Below are 18336 nucleotides of genomic sequence, written 5' to 3' on the forward strand. Positions count from 1 at the left end.
GGCTTCGGGAGCCCGGGCCGCCGTCGGAGCGCCGACCGTCAGAACGAGGTCCAGGTGAAGGCGACCTGGTCGCCGTTCTCTATCTCGAACTGGCAGCCGCCGACCGGGGTCGGGGTGCCGTTCACCGAGATGCTCCAGTACGCCGAGCCGCCTCCGTTCACGCCCTTGACCGTCTCCACCGCGTAGTCGTCGAAGGAGGCGTACCAGGTGCCGTCCCACGAGAAGCCGTTCCGCTTGGCCGCGTGGTCCAGGGCGGCCGTCGGGGTCGGGACCTTCGTGGCGTGCGCGCTGCCGTTGGTGCCGTCGCACTTGTGCGGTGTGCCCCAGCGCGGCCGTCGTACGGGCGAGGGCGCGCGGGCCCCGTCGTGCGGTCAACACCAGCTCCAACGGCTGGGGCGTCGCGGGCCTCAACGCCTGTGGAATCAACCCGCAGTCCGCCGAGTTCACCACGATCAGCGGCAAGACCCCGGTCGACTTCCTCATCGCCAACCAGTACAACCCGGCCGGTGGCTTCAAGTACAAGCCCGCCGACACCGTGCCCTCCGCCTACTCCTCCATCGACGCGCTCCGCGCCGTCGCCGGCGGCGGCTTCACCACGGCCCCGCCGGTGCCGGTCACCCCCGGCGCCCCCCGGTGGGTCGCCCAGCCCGCCTTCACGGCGGGCACCCCCACCAAGCTGGCGCTGACCGTCGACGACGGCGCGGGCAGCCTCAAGGTGTGCTCGGTGGCCTTCACGCCCACGGGGACGACCACGACCCTCGGCGAGGTCCTCGCCGCCGCGACGGGCGCGGCCACCCCGGCCGGCTGCGTCACCGGCGTGACCCCGTCGTCGGGCACCGGCCCGATCACCGCGGTCAACGGCAAGGCCGACAGCGGTTCCAGCACCTGGAAGGTCAGCGTCGACGGTTCGTCCTTCGCCGGAGCGCTCCGCGAGAAGACGATCAACATCGGCGACACGATCGCGCTGCGCTGGGGCGCCTGACCGCGAGGGGAAGCGACCCGGTTCGGCTGATCCGGAACCGGACCGGAGGAATGCGCCGGCGAAATCCGGCGGCACGTACGACGGGCACGTACGACGGGCACGTACGACGGGCACGTACGACGGGATCGCGGCGATCACGGGCACCGACGCCGTCCACGACCGGCGCCGGAGGCGCGCCGACGTCTGCGAACGGCTGATCCGCGAGGAACTCGCGCCGGGGCACGAGGGGCCTTCCTGGTGTGGGGAAATTCGTTGATCGTTTCGCTTGATCCTTTGGTAGGGTCGATTCGTCCGGTCTGACCAACCGGCATACAGCGGCGCGGTGTTACCGGTTCACCCGCCGCGATGACGACCATTCAGTGAATCGTGGGGGAGCCGGCCGACGGGATTCCCGTCGTTTCTCACGCCGTCTCGGCGTGACCGTCCCCTGGGCTTTTCCTCTTGTGCCCGCGCGGCCCTTCCACGGCCGCGAGCCGGGTTCCTTTGATGTGTTCCATGGGGGATCGATCATCATGCACAGAAATCCGTCGCCGGCGGTCCGGGCCCTCACCCGGACCGTGGTCGGCACCACCGCCGTGGCCGCCGTGCTCGCGGTGAGCGCCGGAGGCGCGGCGTTCGCCGCCCCCGCGCCTCCGCACCAGGAAGCGCGGGCGACGGGCATCGGCACCACCGAGACCCAGCGCGTCGACGCGGCCGCCCTGGTGCGCCTCGACCCCACGTGGGAGGTGCTGCTGCTCAGCGACTACGACTTCGTCCACGCCCTCTGGCAGAAGGCCAGGGACGGCGGCGAGGCGTACGAATCGGTGCGCACCGCGGCCGAGAAGGCCATGGCGAGCACCCTGGACGCCGACCACGTCGCGTTCATCACCACCGGCATCCACGAGGCCCATCGACTGGACCAGCAACGCGAGCGCGACAAGGCGGAGGCCGCACGCCTCGCACGTCTCGCCCGCCAGCAGGTCATGACGGTCATCGGCATCACCGGCGCCCCGGAACTCCTCGAACTCAGCGACGAGAACTTCATCCGCGCCGTCCTCAGGCATCAGGCCTCCGGCCCCGAGGTACGCGCCGCCGCCACGGCGGCGCTGACCGGCACTCCGGCGGCCCGGCAGGAGTTCATCGCCAACGGCGCGCGCGAGGCCCACAACAGGGACGTCACCAGGGAGCTGCTCGAACTCGCGGAGAAGGACCGCAAGGAGGCCGAACTCCGTAAGAACCAGGCCGCGCGCAAGAACGTCGCCGCTCTGTTCCGCATCCCGATGACACCGAGCCTGTTCGACGTGAGCGACGACGTCTTCATCCGCGAGATGCTGCGGGCGGCGCCCGCGGACCTGCGGAACTCCGAGCTCTACCGGGCCGCCCAGTACGCGGTGAACAGCATGAACCCGGGGCACTGGCAGGGCTTCCTGCACGGCGGTGCCGAAGCGGCGTACAAGCGCGACGACGCCGCGCGGCGCGCGAAGCTCGCCGAGGCCGACCGGGCGCTGGCGCGTCAGATCCTGACCGCGGCCCAGGAGAGCGGGTTCAACCCGAACCTCGTGGCCTCGGCCGAGAAGGCCCTGGCCACCGGTGACATGGCGGTCGCGGAGTTCCTCTCGGAGGAGGGCCAGAAGCGGGCGAGGCGGCAGACGCTGGTGTTCGGCTGGGCCACCGCTCCGGCCACCTGGCAGCCCATCCGCCACACCGGTGTCAACGGCGGAGCGGCCTCCGTCGGCCCGGTGACCGCGGCCAGCCCGCTGGACTGGCGGGAGAAGGCCACCTGGCTGGTCCTCCCGGCACTGTCCGGGGAGGCCGGCTGCTTCTCGTTCGAAGCCGCCGCCAAGCCCGGCCACTACCTCAAGGCCGACGAGGCCAAGGGTCTGGTGACCCTGGCGGCGGACGACAACACCACGGCCTTCCGCTCCGACGCCACCTGGTGCGCGAGGATGAAGGGCTGGCCGCAGAGCAGGCCCACCGCCGCGTGGTTCATCGCCGGCTCGTACAACGAGGGCACGCAGGTGGCGATGAACCAGCGGAACGAGCTCTCCCTGCACGGCCGCTGGTCCGACGACATCGATCTCCGCGCCCACCCGGCGTGGCAGGTCGTCCCCCCGCTGGCTCCCTGATGGGCGCCGGAGACCACACCGGGCCGAGCAGGGCCGCCCGCAACGCCCTGGCCGCCTGCCTCGTGGCCGCGGCGATGGCGGGACCCCTCGCCGGGACCGCCGCCCATGCCCAGGAGCCCCCGCGCGAGCGGGTGTTCCTCCTCGCCCGGGCCGAAGCGCCGCAGCAGGACGAAGGGCCCCTGGCGGCGCTCGCCGCCGCGGCATCCGCGGCACGCGAACAGGTGCGGCGCATCGCGCTGTCGGGCCTCCCGCCGGAATTGCGGACCTCGGCGTGGAACGCGCTGCGCAGCACCGCGGGCGACGCCGCCATCGCCGACTGGCTGGCGCCGGGCGGAGGCTACGACGCGGCCAAGCAGCGGCTGCGGGACACCCGTACCCGCAACCGGCTGTTCTGCGAGCGCGTCGTACGGACCCACCCGGTCGACTTCGCCCCACGCACACGCGGTGCGGCGGAGAAGGCGCTCAAGGGCACCGACGCCGACCGGGCCGCCTTCGTCAGGACCGGCTACGCCCAGGCACAGCAGAGCGACCGGGCCGCCCGCGAAACGGTGGCCGAGCAACAGCGCGCGGTGCTCGAGCGCGACCGGGAGTTCGTACGCTCTCTCGCCGGGGACGACCCGGGCGAGCAGGTCCGGGTCTCGGCCCAGTGGGCGCTGCGGCCCGGCGCGACCGACGAGGACATCCGTGAGTTCTACGGCTTCGGCTGGGTGAACGGCGCGGCCCTCGACCTGGAGGGCCACCGGCTGCGCACCGCGGAGTCCGAGGCGCTCCGCCACCGGACGCTGACGCTGCTCCTCAAGGCCGCCGTCGAGGCCGAGGCGGCGCTGGGGCACACGTCCGACGCCGCCACGGCCCGCGCCGAGGCGGAACGCGCCTGGCAGGCGGTCGCCGCGCACGCCCGTGACTCGGGCACGGCCTGGGAGGCGGAGCGGGAACACTCGGCGCGCCAGGCCGAGACCTGGCGCGGCATCCAGGCGCTCGCCCACGGCTCGGCCGAGGAGATGTGGAAGCGCCTCGCCGACCCGGCCGGAGAGAACCAGCGGTCCTGGTCCAAGGAGGAGCAGGACGCCGCCGGTGCGGCCACCACCTGGCAGGAGATCCTCCGCCAGGCCCGCGAAGGCGAGACCCGAGCGAGGGGCTGACCACCTCTCGCGGGCGACCGGTGAGCGGTGTGTCCGACGGCCGGTGTGTCCGGCGGCCGGTGTGTCCGGCCCGCCGGTGCGACCGGGGCCGACCGCCGCTGGGCCGGTTCCTGTCGCCGCTCGGCCGGTTCCCCTCGCCGCGTCACCCGGGTGCTCCGCCCTCCTCGGGAGGGGCGGAGCGCCTGTCTTCCTGATCCCGATCCGTTGTCGATTTCACATACTTCAGGGGGATACTTCTCATGAGAGAGACCTTACGGCCGAGGGCCGTAAGACGACCCGGCCGTGCCCGGGCCGCCGCGGCCAGGGCGGTGTCCCTGGCACTGGCCACAGCACTGCTCGCGGGTCTGACCGGGCAGGCGTCCGCGGCCCCCGCCGCCGGAGAGCCGTCCGCAGCGGTCCTGGACGCCCGCGCCTGGGACATCGTGCAGCGGGGGAACGCGGCACTCGCCGAGGCCAGAGCCGTGCCACCGGCCGGCACCCGCACGGAACTCGACCGGATCAGCGACGAACGCGACCGCCAACTGGTCGAGGACTACGCGGAGTTCGACGAAGAGGAGGAAGTCCGCGAGGCTGCCAGGAAAGCGCTGGACAGCACGGACCCCCACGCGATCCGGGACTTCCTCGAGCGCGGTGAGGCCGAGGCCCGCCAGCGGGCCCGGGACAAGCGGAACGCGGCCGACGTCGAGAACCGGCAGAAGATCGAAGCCCTGCGGGGCACGGGCGGTCCGTACTTCAACGCCGAGGTCCAGCGCGTTCTGAACGGCACGGCTCGGGACCGCGCGGACTTCCTCGCCTTCGGAGCCGAGATCGCCCGGCAGCGGGACAAGGCCACCGAGCAGAACGAACAGCAGCGCGCGGCCGAGAACCGCAAGCGCGTCGAGATGCTCGCCGCGATCGGCGGACCCGAGGTCAAGCGAGCCGCCCAGGTGGCGCTCGCCACCGCCGACGACAAGGTGATCGCCGAATTCCTGGAGAAGGGCTATCTGGTCGCGGCGCGGAAGGACGCCGACGACCGGGCCGCACACGAGAAGGCGCAGAAGGACGCCCTGGAGGCGGCGGAGCGGCTGCGCAGGCTGGCCGAGAACGCCACCCGCGCCGCCGAGGCCCGTACGAAGCTGATCGCCGTCCACGGAGACGCGGTCCGGGCCCTCAAGAACTCCTCCAACGCCATGAGCCTGGCAGCCGCGGCCTCACGCAGCGCCGACCGCCTGCTCGCGGCGGACCGGGCGGGCAGGCGCCTGTCGGACTACACGGAGGTGAAGAAGGACGTAGCCCGCCAGGTGGGCTTCGCCGACACCGCAGCCAAGCAGGCCCAGGTCGCGTCGGGGCAGGCGAAGGTCCAGGCCGACATCCTGGTCGAGACCGGTCTGACCTACGGCACCCAGTGGGCCGACATCGCCGCGGGCATCGCCGCCGCGTCCGACGCCGCCCTGCGGGCCGCGCAGACCGCCCAGCACGCGGTCGACGCCACCGCCGCGGACGCGGCCGGCCTCAACGCGCAGAACCAGGCCGAACTGCACGAGAAGCAGGCCAAGGCATGGCGCGCCAACACCGAGCAGCACGCCAAGGCGGCAGCCGGCCTCGCCGCAGCGGCAGCCGAGCAGGCCAGGATCGCGGCGGACGCGGCGGCCACCTCGCGCCGGGCACGGATCGAGGCCGAAGCGGCCGAGACATCGGCCTGGGCCCACGCGCAGCGCACCCGCGAAGCCCGTATCGAGGCCCAGCGGCAGGCGAAGGTGGCGGCCGAGCAGCGCGCGATCGCCGAGCGGGAGCGGCAGGCGGCCGCCGCCGCGCGCGTACGCGCTGAGCAGGAGCGCGACAAGGCCGCCGCCGCCCGGGCGCGCGCCGAGGCCGAGCAGCGCACCGCGGCGGCCAAGCGCGCCGACGCCCAGGCCGCCGCCGCGACGGCGGCGGAGAAGCGGGCACGCGCGCAGACCCAGGAGGGCATCGCCGCCGAGGCGGACCGCAAGGCGCGCGGGGAGGAGAGCAAGGCCCGCACCGCACGGAACGACGCGCGCGAGGCCGAGCGGCTGCACAAGGCGGAGGAAGCCAGGGCCAAGGCCAACGAGGCACTGGCCGCCGCATCCGCGGGCACCGACCACGCGGAGACCGCGCGAGCGGCGGCCACCGAGGCCCGCGGCGCGGCCGACGCGGCGGGCACGGCGGCCGCACGGGCGCGGACCGCCGCGGACGGCGCGTCGTCGGCGGCGACCCGCTCGCGGCAGGCGGCCATCGAAGCCGACGGCGCGGCCGGCCGGGCCCGCGCGGCCGCCCAGGAGGCGAACGCGCATGCCTCGCGGGCGAACGCGGCGGCCAACACCGCCGAGGCCGCCGCCCGTGCGGCCGACGCCGCGGCGAACCGGGCCGAATCGGAGGCGGCGGCCACGCACGCGGCCGCGAACCGGGCCGGCACCAAGGCCGCCGAGGCCACCGCGCAGGAAGCCCGCGCGGGTATCGCCGCTCATGAGGCCTCGCGTCTCGCGGGCCTCGCGGCGATCCACGCCAACCAGGCCCTGCAGTCCGCGAACCGCACGCGCGAGGAGGCCGAGGGAGCCACCCGCGAAGCCGGCATGGCACGCGTCCAGGCGGGCATCGCACTCCAGGCAGCGGTCTCCGCACGCTCCACCGCCGCGGGCATCGCGGACCCGGCGAACACCGCCATCGCGCTGACCGCTCCGTTCGCCGGCACCGACGTGGGCGCCGACTTCGCGACCGAGGTGGCCAAGGCGGCACAGCAGCTCGGTCTGGAGGAGGCGGCCAAGGCCGAAGCGCGGGCGAGCGAGGCGGCCAAGGCCGCCGAGGCGGCCGAGACCGCGGCCAGGAACGCCAACGCCCAGGTCGCACCCGCCTTCAAGGCCGCCGCCGCGGCGGCACGGTCCTCCGCGGATGCCGCGCGCTCCGCCGCCGCCGCGATCAGGTCCTCGGCGCAGGCGGCCGAGGACGGAGCCAAGGCCAGAGCCGCCGCGGTCCGCGCCACCCAGGCCGACACCCAGGCCCAGGGCGATGCCCGGCTCGCCCGCGAGGCGGCCGGCCAGGCCTTCGCGGACGCGGCGGCCGCCCGGACCGCCGCCACCCAGGCGGAGGCCGAAGCCCAGCGGGCACGCGACGCCGCCACCGAGGCGGAGCGGCAGGCCATCGCGGCCGGCAACGCCGCGACGCTGGCCGAGAAGGAGGCGGCCACCGCGCAGGCGGCTGCCGAGCAGGCGGCCAAGGACGCCGCCGACGCCGCGAAGCTGGCGACCTCGGCGGAGGCGTACGCCACCTCGGCCGAGGCGGCGGCGAAGAACGCCGGCACCTATGCCAAGGAGGCCGACGAGGCCGCCAAGAGGGCCGAGGAGTACCGGCGCGAAGAGCAGCGCAAGGCCCGCGAGGAGGCCGCCAGGGGGCAGACGCCGCCCCCGGTCGACGCCGACGCGGACACCATGAAGCAGGCCCTGGCCGAGGCGGGGCTGACCGAGCAGGAGTACCGGGCCGCCCTGGAGCTCTCGGGGCAGGACCTTCTCGACTACCTGATCGAGAACGGGGGAGAGCTGCTGGTCGAGATGTTCGCCGAGGACATCATGGCCTGCATCGAGGACCCGGACATCCCCACCTGTCTGTGGGCGATCATCTCCGTGCTGCCGATGGGCAAGCTGCTCAAGCTCGGCTCGAAGCTCCCGAAGATCACCAAGGCGATCTGGGGGATCGGCGCGTTCCTCGACAAGGTCGCGGACGCGAAGAAGAGGCTCAAGAAGTTCGACAAGGCGCTGGACCGGGCCAAGAAGGCCACCAAGTGCCTGACCGACGACGGCAAGGGCGGAGGAAAGGGAGGCAAGACCCTCTCCAAGGCCGCCGCAGGAACCGCTCTCCCCGGCGGCGCGCACAGCGGGATGCTCCGTACCGGCAGCGGCAGCTGGCTCCAGTCGGCCGCTGCGGACGACACCGACCTCGGCTGCGGTCCGTACATCTGGGTGCCGTTCCGCAAGGGCGTCGACCAGAAGATCCAGGGCCCGATCGACGCGGACGTGGGTGAGCCCTTCGGCGCGTTCCTGCGCCCCGGCGAGTACAACTTCGTCGTCCGCCTGGACGGTTCCCTGCGTGCCGCGCACATCGAAGACCTGCGGGCCAAGAACAAGGACGCGGGACACACCTCGCTCGGCGAGGAGCAGCCCGTGCTCATGGCGGGAGAATTCGTCGTGGGTCCCGGTGGCGTGTTCACCCGGATCGAGAACTTCTCCGGCCACTACATGCCGTTGGACAGGGAGGGGTTCACCCCCATGAAGGACATCACCCGCGCGGCCATTCTGGCGCACGGCTGGGTGTGGGTGGAGTCGGCCTGGGAGTACTACCCCGGACCCAAGAACTGACCGGGCAGGCGATCCCCGGGGACGGTCTCCTGGAGGCCGTCCCCGGCGGTGCCCGCGCACGACCGGACGCACCGTCCACCGAACACCCTCGACCGAAGCCCTGGTGGCCATGGAAACCTCGACCTTTCCCGACTCCGACGTACGACTGGCGCGCCTGGCCGGCGCGGTCGGCCTCCCGGCCCTGTGGCCCCCCACCGAGGAGTACCTCGACGACCTCGCGCTGAGGACCGGGCTCCGTGTCCACGACCTGATGCTCGTCGCAGACCTCCCGCTCCCCGCCACGGCGTGGCTCTTCGACGCGACGGCCGGCGCCTCCAGTTCCCTGGTGTCGCGCTCCCTCGCGCTGCCCGCGTCCGGTCGTCGACTGCTGCGCACCCGCGCGCGCTCCCTGACCGCGCCGACGGGCACGCTCGCCCCGTGGCAGCCCCGCCCGTACGAGCGGTACCCAGCGGGCTTCGGCTCGCTCCTCCTCCGGATGCTGGCCCTCCGCAACCTGAACTGGTCGGGGACGGCCAAGGCGATGTGCCTGATGTCCGGTGTCTGCAAAGCGGCTTCGACGATCGGCGCGGTGGGGCGAGGTACCGAGCCGCTCGGCGGCGAGCTGCTGGACGGCTTCGCCGCGACCCTCGGCGTACCGGTCGCCGTCCTGGCAGGGCTGACCGGCGTCCACCCGTCGGAGGGCGGCCGGGACCCCGGACCCGAGGTGGTCGACACGGCCGCGCTGATCTGGGAGGTCCGGCACGTGACCTGGGGCCAGGAGAGGGAGCTCGGCGCGTACGCGGAGGAACTGGGCGAGGACTGACGACGGGAGGGCGGGAGGCCTCCACGCCTCCCGCCCTCCCGCACGCGCACGGCACCGGACCCTCACCCGGTGCCTCGCGCGCCGCCCGGGGCCCTCAGTCCGGGCTACCGGGTCTCTCCTCCCGGTGGTACGTGTGGAACCCGCGCCCCGCCTTGCGGCCGAGCAGGCCCGCCTCCACCATCCGCAGGAGCAGGGGCGGCGGGGCGTACAGGGGTTCCTTGAACTCCTCGTAGAGGGATTCGGCGATGGCGGCGACCGTGTCGAGGCCGATCAGGTCGGCGAGCCTCAGCGGACCCATCGGATGGGCGCAGCCCAGTTCCATGCCGCGGTCGACGTCCGTCGCGGTGGCGAAGCCGGACTCGGTCATGCGGATCGCGGAGAGCAGATAGGGGACGAGCAGGGAGTTGACGACGAAGCCGGCCCGGTCCCTGGACCGGATGACCGTCTTTCCGAGGACGCCGGTGGCGAAGCCGGTCACGAGCGACGTGACGGCGGCCGAGGTGTGCAGGGTGGTGACGACCTCCACGAGCGGCAGCACGGGTACGGGGTTGAAGAAGTGGAGCCCGACGACCCGGTCGGCGCGGCCGGTGGCCATGCCCAGTCGCATCACGGGGAGGGAGGAGGTGTTCGTCGCAAGGATGGCCGCCGGATCCTCGACGATCTTGTCGAGGGCGGCGAACACCGCCGTCTTGGCGTCGGCGTCCTCGGTCACGGCCTCGACGACCAGCTGCCGGTCGGCGAGATCGGTGAGCTCCGCGGTGACGGTGACCCGTGCGAGGGCGGCCTCAGCCGAGGGACGGTCGAGCTTGCCGCGCTGGACGGCGCGTTCGAGGGAGACGGCGATCCGCTCCCGGGCCTTCGCGGCGGCCGGTCGACTCGCCTCGCAGAGCAGGGTGTCGAGCCCCGCCCGCGCGGTCACCTCGGCGATGCCGGCGCCCATCCGGCCCCCGCCGACGACGCCGACGCGGCGGATGTCGGTGGCGTTCATGCCCGCGGCTCCGTGGTCGTGGTGCGGACGAGATGCCGGGTGTACGCCTCGGGGGTGAAGAACAGCGGCAGCTCGGCCGCGAGCGCGGTCCTCTCGAACAGCTCGCGGACCTCGTCGAGCGCGGCCCACGGGTACTCCGCGCCGAGCCCGGCCAGTTCCTCGTCGAGCATCAGAAGCACGGATTCCCGGTCGATCACCCGATGGCGCAGCCACTGCCAGATCTGGACGCGGGCGATCTCGGCCGTGGCGGCGTCCTCCATCAGACCGCCGAGGGCGACGGCTCCCCGACCGCGCAGCCAGGCGTCGAAGTAGCGCAGGGACACCGCGATGTTGGTCCGCACGCCCTCCGCCGTCGGCGGGCCGCCGATCCGGCGCACGGACAGCAGGTCCGCGGCCGTGACCTCCACGTCGTCCCGGGTCCGATGGAGCTGCTCGGGCCGGTCGCCCAGGACGTCGTCGAAGGCCTCGCGGCAGACGGGGACGAGCCCCGGGTGCGCGACCCAGGAGCCGTCGAAGCCGTCCTCGGCCTCCCGCTCCTTGTCGAGCCGCACCGTGGCGAGCGCCGCCTCGTGCGCCGCCGGGTCCCTGCCCGGCACCTGGGCGGCCATGCCGCCGATGGCGTGGGCGCCGCGCCGGTGGCAGGTGCGGACCAGGAGATCGGTGTAGGCGCGCATGAACGGGGCGGTCATGGTGACCTTCGCCCGGTCGGGGAGCAGGAAGTCGGTCCGGTGGCCGAAGGTCTTGATCAGGCTGAACAGGTAGTCCCAGCGCCCGGCGTTGAGACCGGCGCTGTGCTCGCGGAGCTCGTGGAGGATCTCCTCCATCTGGAACGCGGCGGTGATCGTCTCGATGAGGACGGTGGCGCGGACGGTGCCCCGGGGGATGCCGAGGAGTTCCTGGGCGAGGACGAACACGTCGTTCCAGAGCCGGGCCTCGTAGTGGTTCTCCAGCTTGGGGAGGTAGAAGTACGGGCCGTGTCCGGCGTCGATCTGCCGCTGCGCGCAGTGGAAGAGATGGAGCCCGAAGTCGACCAGGGAGGCGGGGACCGGACGGCCGTCGAAGTCCAGGTGCTCCTCGTCGAGGTGCCAGCCGCGCGGCCGGACCATGATCGTCGCGAGGTTCTCGCCGAGGCGGTACTCCTTGCCGCCTTCGGCGGTGAAGTCGATCCGCCGCTCCACGGCGTCGAGGAGGACGAGCTGCCCCTCGATGACGTTGTTCCAGGTGGGCGCGGTGGCGTCCTCGAAGTCCGCCATCCACACGCGCGCGCCGGAGTTGAGCGCGTTGACCGCCGTACGGCGCTCGGGCGGGCCGGTGATCTCGACGCGGCGGTCGGTCAGGCCGGGGGCCGGCGGGGCGACCCGCCAGGTGCGGTCGGCGCGGACGGCCGAGGTGGCGACCGGGAAGTCGAGCGGCGAACCGGTGGCGAGCCGGATGGCCTGCCGGCGGCGTTCCTTCAGGAGCCACTGGCGGCGCTCGCCGAAGGCGGCGGCGAGCCTGCCGACGAAGTCCAGGGCTGCGGGCGTGAGGATCTCGTCGTGGCGGTCACCCGGGGCGGCCAGGACACGGACGTGACGGGTCGGGGTGCTGGTGGTCATCGGACTCTCCTGAGCTGCTGCGAGGGGGCGGGCGGCGACGGTCGCTCGCCCCCGTTCGTCCGGAGGCGCGAGCCGGTCGGGCGCCGGGGGCGCGAGCCGGTCGGGCGCCGGGGGCGCGAGCCGGTCGGGCGCCGGGGGCGTCCCAGGGCCTGTCCGGCGGATCACGGCCCGTCCGGCGGATCACGGCCGGGGTCGCCGGACAGGTCCTAGTGGAACTGCTCCTCCTCGGTGGAGCCGGCGAGCGCGGTGGTCGACGAAGCCGGGTTGACGGCGGTGGAGACCAGGTCGAAGTAGCCGGTGCCGACCTCGCGCTGGTGCCGCACCGCGGTGAAGCCCTGCGCCTGCGCGGCGAACTCCCGCTCCTGAAGGTCGACATAGGCGGTCATGCCGTGCTCGGCGTAGCCGCGGGCGAGGTCGAACATGCCGTGGTTGAGGGAGTGGAAGCCGGCCAGGGTGATGAACTGGAAGCGGTAGCCCATCGCGCCCAGCTCCCGCTGGAACTTGGCGATCTGGTCGTCGTCGAGCGCCGCCTTCCAGTTGAAGGACGGCGAGCAGTTGTACGCCAGCATCTGCTCCGGGTACCGGGCGTGGATCGCCTCGGCGAACTCCCGGGCCTGCGCCAGGTCGGGGGTGCCCGTCTCGACCCAGATGAGATCGGCGTACGGGGCGTAGGCGAGGCCACGGGCGATGACCGGCGCCATGCCGTTCCGGACGCGGTAGAAGCCCTCGGCGGTGCGCTCGCCGGTCGTGAACCGCGCGTCGCGCTCGTCGACGTCGCTGGTCAGCAGGTTCGCCGCGAGGGCGTCGGTGCGGGCGATGACGAGGGTCGGGGTGTCGGCGATGTCCGCCGCGAGCCGGGCCGCGTTGAGGGTCCGGATGTGCTGCGCGGTGGGCACGAGGACCTTGCCGCCGAGGTGGCCGCACTTCTTCTCGGAGGCCAGCTGGTCCTCGTAGTGGATGCCGGCCGCGCCCGCCGCGATCATCGCCTTGGTGAGCTCGAAGGCGTTGAGCGGGCCGCCGAAGCCGGCCTCGGCGTCGGCGACGATCGGGGCGAGCCAGTCGATGCCCTGGTCGCTCGAAGCGGTCGAGCCGCCCTCGGCGGTGGCGATCTGATCGGCGCGCAGCAGCGCGTTGTTGATCCGACGGACCACCTGGGGAACGGAGTTGACCGGGTAGAGGCTCTGGTCGGGGTACGTGTGTCCCGCCTGGTTGGCGTCGGCGGCGACCTGCCAGCCCGACAGGTAGATCGCCTGGAGACCGGCCCGTACCTGCTGCACGGCCTGCCCGCCGGTCAGCGCGCCGAGCGCGTGGACGTAGTCGAGCTCGTGCAGCTGCCGCCACAGCCGTTCGGCACCGCGCCGGGCCAGGGTGTGCTCCTCGCGGACGCTGCCCGAGAGGCGTACGACGTCCTCCGCGCTGTACGTGCGTTCGATGCCGGCCCAGCGGGGGTCCGTCGCCCAGCGCGCGGCCAGCTTCGCTGCGGCGGCCGACGGCTCCGTCGTCGCCGCTGCCGTCGTGTTCGTGTCTGCCATGACCGTCACCGTCTCCATGAGTCGTTCGAGCGGGCCGTGCACGTCAAGGGTGCAAAGGCTTGGCACTGTGTGCCGTCGATAGGGGTGCGGCCCGCCGTCCCGCGTGGAACGAACTGAGCAATCGTGCCGAACCGCCGACGGATACCCGCCGGGATCGCCGACGTCAGGGCATGAGTCGCGCCCGGTGGTACCGCCTGCGCCGACTGGATCGGCGGGCCGCAGGACGACTCTCCCAATGACACTGGGTGCCATCAACCGTGGACGGCTGCCAACTTCTGCGTATCTTCTCGCCCTGATCTGCCAAGTCTGCGAAGCCCGCCCCGCGTGGATTCCGGCGTAGTGTGAGGCGGGATTCGAGGGGGTCGGGTGAGCAAGACGTATGCGGGTGCGCGGCTGCGGCGGCTGCGCGAGGAACGGCGGATGAGCCAGGCCGAACTGGCCCGCGTCCTGGCCATCTCGCCCAGCTATCTGAACCAGATGGAGCACGACTCACGCCCGCTGACCGTGCCGGTCCTGTTGCGGCTGACCGAGGCCTTCGGCGTCGATCCCGGTTTCTTCTCGGAGCGCGACACCAGCCGGCTGGTCGCCGACCTGCGCGAGGCGCTGGCCGGCGAGGTCGCCGAGGCCCGCGTCTCGGCCACCGACCTGGCCGAGCTCGCCTCCCGCATGCCGGCCGTCGCCCAGGTCCTGCTCGATCTCGGTCGCCGTGGCCAGCGGCTCGCCGAGGGCCTGGCCGGGGTGGCGGGCGGCCGGGACGGGGACAGGGGCGGCCCCCTCTCGCCGCACGAGGAGATCCGCGAGTTCTTCTACCGCCGCCAGAACTACCTCCACGAGACCGACCTCGCGGCCGAGGAACTGGCCCGTGGCATCGGCGTCCGGCCCGGAGAGGTCGTCCACGCCCTCACCGCCCGCCTCGCCGACCGGCACGGCGTACGGGTGGTCGGGGAGTCGGCGGCCGGCTCCGAGCGCCTGCACCGCTACGACGGATCCGGGCGCGTGCTCCACCTCTCCGCCCGGCTGCGGCCCGGCCAGCAGGCCTTCCGGATGGCCACGCAGCTGGCGCTCCTCGAGTACGGGGACGAGCTCGACCGGCTCGCCGCCGAGGACTTCCCGGCCGGCTCCACCCCGCACGGCCTGGCCCGGATCGGCATCGCCAACTACTTCGCCGCCGCGCTGATCCTCCCGTACCGCTCCTTCCACACGGCCGCCGAGGAGTTCCGCTACGACATCGAGCGGCTCATCGACCACTTCGGTCTCGGCTACGAGACGGTCTGCCATCGGCTGAGCACCCTGCAACGCCCCAGGCTGCGCGGGGTCCCCTTCTCCTTCGTCCGCGTCGACCGGGCGGGGAACATGTCCAAGCGGCAGTCCGCGACCGGATTCCACTTCTCCCGCGCGGGCGGCACCTGCCCGCTCTGGAACGTCTACGAGGCCTTCGCCGCGCCCGGCCGGATCCACGTCCAGGTCGCCGCCATGCCCGACGGGCAGCGGTACCTGTGGACGGCCCGGGCGGTCACCCGGCACCGGGGCGGCTGGGGTGAGCCCGGCAAGACCTTCGCGATCGGCCTCGGCTGCGAGATCCGGCACGCGTCCCGGCTGGTGTACTCGGACGGGATCGACCTCGACAACGCCGGGGCGGCCACCCCGATCGGCATGGGGTGCCGCCTCTGCGAGCGCCTCGACTGCCCCCAGCGCGCGGTCCCGCCCCTGGGCCGCCCGCTCGCCGTGGACGAGAACACCAGCACGTTCGTGCCGTACCGGGTGGCCGACGACCGGGCGTGAGACCCCGGCTTCAGACGGGCGGCGTCAGATCGCTCTCGCTGATCGTGTACGTCAGCGGAGGGTAGACGAAGTCCGTCTCCTGGTTCTCACGCCGCCTGAGTCGGTAGAACTCGCGACTCTGCTCCTCGTCGGCCGGCACGAGGAGCGAACCCTGCGGGAGACATGCCTGTCCGTCGCGAAACCGGACCCAGGTCTTCGACGTTCGGAAGGTCACCCCCAGCCATTCGTTGTCCGCCGCCGGGACGGGCTTGTCCAGCACGATCTTGTGCCGGAGCCGCCGATTCGCGTCGACGGAGAAGACGACGACGCTGTGGTGGGCGAGCGGGACCTCGAACGTCTCGCCGGCGGACTCCTTCGATTCGAAGATCAGCTTCCTCGGCGGTCCCGCTTCGGGGTGCCGGTAGCAGGAGAAGACGGCGATGAACGACGCCTCGGCAAGATCGAGGGCCTGGTCGGAATGGCTGCCCATGGTGGTGTAGGCGTTCGTGTAGGTCTCGACGAGAGCGTTGTTGAAGCCGACCGGGAGCGCCGCGCGGTCCTGGATCTCCCGAGCCAGCCGATCGTGCACCTCCCGGAAGCGCTGCGCCGGGCTGCCGTACCGTGTCGTCGTCCGTACGAGAGGCACCCCACGCGCCTCGTCGGCCTGGGCGAGTGTGGCGCCGCGCCGCCCCTTGCCCACGTCTTCCAGGAGGGTCGACGCGGACAGCTCCGCGAAGAGGTTCTCCGCGCCCGGCAGCGCGTACGAGAGGATCTCGTCCGCGATCCTATGCCCGGGGGGCAAGGTAGTCTCCCGAGTTCATGCTGAAGGGAAACCTGTCGCCGTAGTCGATGAAGGACGAGGTCCTGTTCTCCTCGGCGTACAGCCTGCGCAGCTCCGTCATCCCGCCTTCTGTGGGCGGCTCCATCTTCACCAGGTCTCCGGCCATGTCGAGGAACGTGTCTCCGTTCCTGTGCACGGCTTCGGTGCTCGAACAGCGCACGACGTATCCCAGGCGCGTCGGCAGCGACTCGGCGTCCAGCGCCGAGGGCCGGATCTCGTGCGTGTACAGGCGGTTGGTGGACAGCGGCATGAAGAAGACGGAGCCGGGATACAGGGTCACGGAGAACTGCGGGGGGAGCCCGAGCGCGGCCCCGTCGCGTTCCCCGGGCCGCTCCTTGAGACGGAAGCGGAGTCTGGTCAGTCCGCTGACGCCCTTCACCCCGTGGTCGAAGGGGTCTTCGGCCAGGGGCTCCAGCTTGTCGAGCCCGTCGTAGAACGTGCAGAAGGCCATGACGCCGTTGACGGGCATGTCCTTGGTCTTGTCGGCATGGGCCGAGATCCTGGCCTTGGACTGCTTGCGCTCCGCCGTGGCAAGGGTGTTGTGGTAGATCTGCGCGAGAACGTGATTGAGCGGTGCGTGGTTCCGGAAGACGGTGGCGGCCTCGCGGTTCAGCGCCCCGACGATGTCCTCGTCGGTCGGGCGGAAGCCCTCGGTCGGTCCCGAGAGATTCGTGGAGCACCGGAGCAGGTGGAAGCGCAGGGCGTCGCCGTCCCGGGTGACGGGCGTCAGATAGATTCCGCTGCGACGGGCCGTTCCGGGCTTGGTGGACTCCGTCAGGGACTGGAAGGCGTGCTCCGCGCCGATCCGCCCGAAGTGGTCGGCGTCGGGGTCGAAGAAGCGGCGGTAGTACACGCCGGCGCCGTGGACGCGGGTCGGCACGCGGCCGGGGTCGACGAGGGGCCAGGGCGTGCCGGCGTTCCCGTGGCGACCGTGCGAAGGCTCCCGGATGACGAACACCCTTTCCGCCGCCCGCAGTCGGTGGCCGTCGACGCCCGATGCGTCGCCGCACAGGTAGACGGTCTTCCCCGCGAGGGCGGGCGGACCGGAGGCAAGGTCCTCCGGCGTGATCGTGGACCCGAAGAAGTCCCTGACCGTGTCGTGGTCCCACCACGTCGACGGCGCGACGAGGATGTTTCCCGCATCCTCGATGCGGGCCTCTCCCGGCTCTGTCGTGTACGTCAAACCGTGCCTGCCCATGCGAACTCCCCCGTGATCCTCCGGACGGTACTGCGTCGTCCACGGCGTCCACAACGCGGTTCCGCGGTACGGCGACGACAGGGCGCCCGATCGTGGACTCCGATCGGGCGCCCTGCGCCCCGCCTTTCGGGCCGGGGACCTACGGGGCGTCCACCACGGTCCGGCCGTCGGTGGCGACGAGCGAGGCGGCACCTGCGGCGTAGGCGGACTCCACCCGGGCCTGTTCGGTCGCGTTGGGGATCGCGTTCACGCACGCCGTACCGGCGCTCGACCCCGACATCAACTGCGAGCACGGTCCGGGCTTCGTGTCCGGGAGGCCCAGGCTGTGCCCGAGTTCATGGGCGGCGATCCGGGTCTTGTCGTACCCCTGGCTCACCGCCTGACTCCCGAGTTCGACACGGACCTGCCTCCCGGGGCGGACGGGCCCGAGCGTGGCCTGGGGCCAGCCGGTGGTCGCCACGATCACGATCTCCGCCCGGGCGCCCGGCGCGGCCTCGACCAGCTTGACGTTGTCGACGTTCGCGTTCCAGGAGGCGACGCCGGCGGCGATGGCGGCCTCCCATCCTCCGGCCCTGCTGTCGTCGTAGCGAAGCGTCACGACCGCTGCCGACGAGCTCGCCGTGGCCGACGGTTCCGTTGCCGGCGCGGGTGCGGCGTTCGCCGTCGTGGCCGTCGCCGTGGCGAGGACGACCGTGAAGCCGACGGTGGCCGTCCTCAGCCATGTGTAGAGCGACATGCTGCTCCTTCACTCGTGGGGGTCTCGGAACCCGGCGGAACCGAGAGTGCGGGAGGAGCGGCGCTGGTACAGGTCGACCTGGGGCGGGTCGGATCGCCGATCCTCCGGGGCGTTCCGACGGTATGCGCAGGCGACCCGATAAGTCATGTACCTGACAGGCCAAACTCCGTCGACCAGGAAGCCTGAAATGCCGGTTGGGCTTCGAGGGTTCCCACGCGGACGACGGGGGGCCCGACCGCGGCGGGTGGGGGCCCTCCGTCGCGCGGGCGGGCAGACCCCGCCGGTGGCGCAGGGGCCGCCCCGCCTGG

Annotated in this window: 11 protein-coding genes and 3 pseudogenes; 7 read left to right on the top strand and 7 right to left on the bottom strand. The window is 72.7% G+C overall.

Annotated features, from left to right (window positions below; all coding sequences use genetic code 11):
* Nucleotides 1–38: 38 nt before the first annotated feature.
* Nucleotides 39–323, bottom strand: a pseudogene (locus tag ACFQ79_RS36080) (DUF4430 domain-containing protein); the annotation flags it as partial.
* A 47-nt stretch (nucleotides 324–370) separates the two neighbouring features.
* On the opposite strand from ACFQ79_RS36080, the pseudogene ACFQ79_RS36085 reads away from it, so the two are divergent.
* The 6 genes and pseudogenes from ACFQ79_RS36085 to ACFQ79_RS36110 form a co-directional block, all read left to right on the top strand.
* Nucleotides 371–982, top strand: a pseudogene (locus tag ACFQ79_RS36085) (hypothetical protein); the annotation flags it as partial.
* 142 nt (nucleotides 983–1124) lie between these two features.
* A pseudogene (locus ACFQ79_RS36090) lies at nucleotides 1125–1231 on the top strand (precorrin-6A synthase (deacetylating)); the annotation flags it as partial.
* Nucleotides 1232–1494: 263 nt separating this feature from the next.
* Nucleotides 1495–3087, top strand: a complete 1593-nt coding sequence (locus tag ACFQ79_RS36095) for an AbfB domain-containing protein (protein WP_383591376.1) — start codon at nucleotides 1495–1497, stop codon at nucleotides 3085–3087.
* The gene (locus ACFQ79_RS36100) at nucleotides 3087–4229 is read left to right on the top strand and encodes a hypothetical protein (protein WP_383591379.1); all 1143 of its coding nucleotides are present in this window, start codon (nucleotides 3087–3089) and stop codon (nucleotides 4227–4229) included. The genes ACFQ79_RS36095 and ACFQ79_RS36100 overlap by 1 nt, the downstream gene beginning before the upstream one ends.
* A 239-nt stretch (nucleotides 4230–4468) precedes the next feature.
* Nucleotides 4469–8575, top strand: a complete 4107-nt coding sequence (locus ACFQ79_RS36105; RefSeq protein WP_383591382.1) for a hypothetical protein — start codon at nucleotides 4469–4471, stop codon at nucleotides 8573–8575.
* A 109-nt stretch (nucleotides 8576–8684) separates the two neighbouring features.
* On the top strand, nucleotides 8685–9377 hold the full coding sequence (locus ACFQ79_RS36110) for a hypothetical protein (RefSeq protein WP_383591385.1): 693 nt from the start codon (nucleotides 8685–8687) through the stop codon (nucleotides 9375–9377).
* Nucleotides 9378–9471: 94 nt separating this feature from the next.
* On the opposite strand, the gene ACFQ79_RS36115 is transcribed toward ACFQ79_RS36110, so the two are convergent.
* The 3 genes from ACFQ79_RS36115 to aceA form a co-directional block, all read right to left on the bottom strand.
* Nucleotides 9472–10365, bottom strand: coding sequence for a 3-hydroxybutyryl-CoA dehydrogenase (locus ACFQ79_RS36115; protein WP_383591388.1), 894 nt, complete (start codon nucleotides 10363–10365; stop codon nucleotides 9472–9474).
* A complete protein-coding gene (aceB, locus tag ACFQ79_RS36120) occupies nucleotides 10362–11960 on the bottom strand; it encodes a malate synthase A (protein ID WP_383591390.1) in 1599 nt (532 codons plus the stop codon). Before aceB ends, ACFQ79_RS36115 begins: the two co-directional genes overlap by 4 nt.
* Nucleotides 11961–12166: 206 nt before the next feature.
* Nucleotides 12167–13492 (bottom strand): isocitrate lyase, encoded by a 1326-nt coding sequence (gene aceA, locus ACFQ79_RS36125; RefSeq protein ID WP_383591393.1) that lies wholly within the window; start codon nucleotides 13490–13492, stop codon nucleotides 12167–12169.
* Nucleotides 13493–13858: 366 nt separating this feature from the next.
* Here aceA and ACFQ79_RS36130 point away from each other — a divergent pair, with 366 nt between their 5' ends.
* Entirely contained in the window at nucleotides 13859–15274 is a 1416-nt protein-coding gene (locus ACFQ79_RS36130; protein WP_383591396.1) for a short-chain fatty acyl-CoA regulator family protein, read from the top strand.
* Nucleotides 15275–15284: 10 nt separating this feature from the next.
* On the opposite strand, the gene ACFQ79_RS36135 is transcribed toward ACFQ79_RS36130, so the two are convergent.
* From ACFQ79_RS36135 to ACFQ79_RS36145, 3 genes are all read right to left on the bottom strand, one after another.
* Nucleotides 15285–16055 (bottom strand): alpha-ketoglutarate-dependent dioxygenase AlkB, encoded by a 771-nt coding sequence (locus ACFQ79_RS36135; protein WP_383591399.1) that lies wholly within the window; start codon nucleotides 16053–16055, stop codon nucleotides 15285–15287.
* The gene (locus tag ACFQ79_RS36140) at nucleotides 16039–17292 is read right to left on the bottom strand and encodes a hypothetical protein (RefSeq protein ID WP_383591402.1); all 1254 of its coding nucleotides are present in this window, start codon (nucleotides 17290–17292) and stop codon (nucleotides 16039–16041) included. Before ACFQ79_RS36140 ends, ACFQ79_RS36135 begins: the two co-directional genes overlap by 17 nt.
* A 139-nt stretch (nucleotides 17293–17431) precedes the next feature.
* The gene (locus tag ACFQ79_RS36145; RefSeq protein ID WP_383591405.1) at nucleotides 17432–18028 is read right to left on the bottom strand and encodes a snapalysin family zinc-dependent metalloprotease; all 597 of its coding nucleotides are present in this window, start codon (nucleotides 18026–18028) and stop codon (nucleotides 17432–17434) included.
* Between the last annotated feature and the right edge of the window lie 308 nt (nucleotides 18029–18336).

Source organism: Streptomyces sp. NPDC056480 (assembly GCF_042795405.1).
In the GTDB taxonomy this organism is placed as follows: domain Bacteria; phylum Actinomycetota; class Actinomycetes; order Streptomycetales; family Streptomycetaceae; genus Streptomyces.

Bases quoted from the DNA above. Each gene is read 5' to 3' on its own strand.
- ACFQ79_RS36105 (WP_383591382.1), top strand. From the start codon at position 4,469: ATGAGAGAGACCTTACGGCCGAGGGCCGTAAGACGACCCGGCCGTGCC.
- ACFQ79_RS36140 (WP_383591402.1), bottom strand. From the start codon at position 17,292: ATGGGCAGGCACGGTTTGACGTACACGACAGAGCCGGGAGAGGCCCGC.
- ACFQ79_RS36095 (WP_383591376.1), top strand. From the start codon at position 1,495: ATGCACAGAAATCCGTCGCCGGCGGTCCGGGCCCTCACCCGGACCGTG.
- ACFQ79_RS36115 (WP_383591388.1), bottom strand. From the start codon at position 10,365: ATGAACGCCACCGACATCCGCCGCGTCGGCGTCGTCGGCGGGGGCCGG.
- aceB (WP_383591390.1), bottom strand. From the start codon at position 11,960: ATGACCACCAGCACCCCGACCCGTCACGTCCGTGTCCTGGCCGCCCCG.
- ACFQ79_RS36110 (WP_383591385.1), top strand. From the start codon at position 8,685: ATGGAAACCTCGACCTTTCCCGACTCCGACGTACGACTGGCGCGCCTG.
- aceA (WP_383591393.1), bottom strand. From the start codon at position 13,492: ATGGCAGACACGAACACGACGGCAGCGGCGACGACGGAGCCGTCGGCC.
- ACFQ79_RS36100 (WP_383591379.1), top strand. From the start codon at position 3,087: ATGGGCGCCGGAGACCACACCGGGCCGAGCAGGGCCGCCCGCAACGCC.
- ACFQ79_RS36145 (WP_383591405.1), bottom strand. From the start codon at position 18,028: ATGTCGCTCTACACATGGCTGAGGACGGCCACCGTCGGCTTCACGGTC.